This is a genomic window from Methanocalculus sp., from assembly GCF_029762515.1.
GTDB lineage: Archaea > Halobacteriota > Methanomicrobia > Methanomicrobiales > Methanocorpusculaceae > Methanocalculus.
The window spans coordinates 1-3,438 of sequence record NZ_JARVGN010000256.1; the positions used below are offsets into that span (position 1 = coordinate 1).

At 56.6% G+C, this 3,438-nt stretch carries 5 protein-coding genes; all 5 read left to right on the plus strand.

The annotated features are described in order from the left end of the window. On the plus strand, positions 1–1,213 hold a 1,213-nt coding region (locus QCH34_RS09165; RefSeq protein ID WP_300333160.1), incomplete at its 5' end, for a V-type ATP synthase subunit K. Further along, entirely contained in the window at positions 1,214–1,825 is a 612-nt protein-coding gene (locus QCH34_RS09170) for a V-type ATP synthase subunit E family protein (protein WP_300333162.1), read from the plus strand. Continuing rightward, positions 1,815–3,002, plus strand: a complete 1,188-nt coding sequence (locus QCH34_RS09175) for a V-type ATPase subunit (RefSeq protein ID WP_300333164.1) — start codon at positions 1,815–1,817, stop codon at positions 3,000–3,002. Before QCH34_RS09170 ends, QCH34_RS09175 begins: the two co-directional genes overlap by 11 nt. Next, entirely contained in the window at positions 2,999–3,316 is a 318-nt protein-coding gene (locus QCH34_RS09180) for a V-type ATP synthase subunit F (protein WP_300333166.1), read from the plus strand. Before QCH34_RS09175 ends, QCH34_RS09180 begins: the two co-directional genes overlap by 4 nt. Before the next feature lie 4 nt (positions 3,317–3,320). Next, a partial coding sequence (locus tag QCH34_RS13355; protein ID WP_366898521.1) for a hypothetical protein occupies positions 3,321–3,438 on the plus strand: 118 nt, incomplete at its 3' end.

Genomic DNA, 3,438 nt, shown 5'->3' on the forward strand with positions numbered 1-3,438 from the left:
CGGTGTCGGGGACCCGGTATCCACCCCGATGGGGCTTGCCGCTCTTGGTGCCGGATTAGCGGTTGGTCTTGCCGGCCTCTCTGCCATCGGGCAGGGTATTGCTGCATCTGCCGGGATTGCTACAAGTTCTGAGGATGATACGGCTATGGGGAGATCCCTTGTCTTCTCTGTGATCCCTGAGACGCAGGCTATCTATGGGTTACTGGTTGCGATCCTGATCATGGCATTCTCAGGAATCCTGGCGGGTGATGCGGTTGCGACGATGGCGACCGGGCTTGCCGCGATCGGCTGCGGCCTTGCGGTTGGTCTTGCGGGTCTCTCTGCCATCGGGCAGGGTATTGCTGCTGCTGCCGGCTCTGCCTCTTCTGCTGAGCATGAAGGTGCTTTTGGGCGTGCCCTCGTCTTTTCGGTGATCCCCGAGACACAGGCGATCTATGGATTGCTGGTTGCGATCCTTATCATGGCGTTTACCGGGATGATTGCAGGCGGCCCGATCTCGGATATTTCAATTGGAATTGCCGCAATCGGGTGCGGATTTGCGATCGGCCTTGCGGCACTCTCTGCTATCGGACAGGGCATTGCTGCTGCTGCCGGAGCTGCTGCAACCGCTGAGAAACCGGAATCATTCGGCCGCTCCCTTGTCTTCTCGGTGATCCCCGAGACCCAGGCGATCTATGGGTTACTGGTTGCGATCCTTATCATGGCGTTCACCGGGATGATCACAAGGGATATCGTTCCCACACTTGCCGCCGGTTTTGCTTCGATCGCCTGTGGGATTGCGGTCGGCTTTGCCGCAATCTCCGCCATCGGTCAGGGAATTGCTGCATCTGCTGGGATCGCGACCACATCCGAGAGGGAGGAGATGTTTGGGAAGGGGCTCGTCTTCTCGGTTATCCCGGAGACGCAGGCGATCTATGGGTTGCTGGTTGCTATCCTGATCATGGCGTTTACCGGGATCATCACCCGTGATGTGACGGCAACAGCGGCCGCGGGCCTTGCCTGTATCGGGTCAGGATTTGCCGTCGGCCTTGCCGGACTCTCTGCTATCGGACAGGGAATGACTGCCGCTGCCGGGATCGGTGCGGTTGCACGGCGGCCTGAAGCGATGGGGCAGAGCCTCGTCTTCGCGGTGATGGCAGAGACGTTTGCAATCTTCGGCCTGCTGGTTGCGATTCTGATTATGTTTGGGATCGGACTCTTTGGAGGTCTCTGAATGGGGCTTGAGACGATCATCTCCTTGATTGTAGCAGAGACCGAAGAGGAGATTGCGAGGATCAGGCAGAAGGCAGAAGAAGAGTGTACTGCGATCCGGGATGCTGCCCGGGAGAGAGCCGGCCGTGAACGCGAGCGTATCCTCCTTGAAGGTGAACGCAAAGCCCTCCGTGCAGAACGAAAAGTCCTCCTCCAGGCAGAGTACGATGAGATGAAAGCACTCAGGGATGCAAGATGGCAGGGGATCCGGGAGGTATTTGTTGCTGCTGAAGAAGAGCTGGCAGATATTCCTTTAAAGCCGGAGTACCCGGGTATCCTCCATTCCCTCATCATTGAAGGGAGGGAGATTGTCGGGGGAGGAGAGATTGTTATCCTTTGCCGTGCTGCTGATAAAAAAGCGGTTGAAGATGCAGCAGAAGGACTTGACGGGGTTGCGATCCGATCCCTCCCTCTCCATGATCCGCAGATCCAGTCAGGCGGGGTGATCGTCATCTCCGCGGATACTCCCATCAGGTGCGATCAGACCTTCGCAACACGGCTGAACCAGATGAGGGATAGCCTGACACAGCAGGTATCCGTAATCCTCTATGGAGGTGAAGGAGATGGATATTGATCTGATCTTCTCAGAACTCTTCACCGGAGAAGGATCAGGGCTGATTCTGATTGCTTTTGCCATTGCATTTTTTATTGCAATCTTTGTGGCAGTCTCTGCGGGATGGTTCCGGATTATCCTGAGTATCGCCTCGTTTGCCTATCCCTCTGCAAGGGTCAGGGCGATGGGCAACCCGCTTGTGACGGCAGATGGTGCGGATACCCTCTCGGATGCCTCAGATCTCCTTGATCTCTTTGAGCGGGCGGCGCGATCCGGCCACATAATCGAGTACCGCGAAGGGATGGGTCCGGACGATACCGAACGGATGATCCGGCACTACCATTATACCCTGCTTGGCAACCTTACCGTATCTGTCCCGGATGCGATTCATTCATTGATCCTCGGATATATCCAGGTCTATCTGGCAGAGGAGGTTGCCTCTGTCCTGAGGGGGATTAGCGGTGGTCTTCCGGGGGATCTGATTGAGAAGAGGGCGGTTCCAATCGGGGCATTCTCCAGCTCAGCGATAAGGAAAGCCGCCCACTCCGGATCTGTTGAAGAGGCGGTTCAGCGGCTTGACCGGTCAGGTGTCTTCCCCCGCATACGGGATATCTGGAAGGCAGTTGGCGAACAGGAAGGATATGCTGCATTCGAATCGGCGCTCTTCTCTGAGAGCTACCGTTCTCTGATGATGACCGCCCGTGGGATGGACGAATCCCAGTATGAACCGGCAGTCCTGATGGCGGGACGGATCATAGACTGCGAGAATCTCAGGATTCTTATACGCGGACTGCTGTATGGTGCAGATTCAGCAGCAATTGAACCCTTCCTCATCCAAAGGGGAGGCTTTGAGATCTCAGATGATATGCTCAGAAACCTGGCACGATCTGCTGATCTTGTGGAGCTTGTCTCGCAGATCAGGGAGACGATGTATGGCCCCTATATCGAGCCTTTCATTGAGCAGGTGAGGAAGAGCAGGGATCCGGGTGCAATCGAGATGGGACTCTCGCAGTGCCTCCTCGATGTCGGCAGGATGGCGAGCAGCCAGTACCATCTCGGGAGCGGCCCCATCCTCCGGTACCTAATGGCGCTTGGCATCGAGTGCGAAAACCTGCGGGCGGCTGCTGCCGGAATTCTGTATCATGTGCCTGCCGAGACGATCAGGGCACAGATGGTGGTGGAGGTGAGTATGAGATGAGGATCGTGGCAGTTGGTGATCGTACAGTCATGCTCCTCTGCCGGCTCGGCGGTGTTGCAGAGACGATCCGGTGTGAGGATGATACCTCTGCCGAAGCCGCACTGAAAGAGCTTCTTATGGATGAATCAGTCGGTATCGTCCTTATACAGGATCGGTATGCACGGCCGCTCATCCCGCTTCTTGACGAGCATGGGCGGTCGCACCGGGTCTATCCGGTTGTTGTAGAAATACCGGGTCCACAGGGTTCGGTAAAAGGGGATGATGCCATAACCGAGGCGATCAGGCGTGTTGCCGGTCGGGGGATACCAGGGTGATTGGATGACAGAGAGCAGTATAATTCGGATTACAGGACCGGTTGTCGAGGCTGACCGGATGCGTGGAGCACAGATGTACGAGGTCGTCTTTGTCGGCGAGGATGGTCTCATCGGCGAGATAA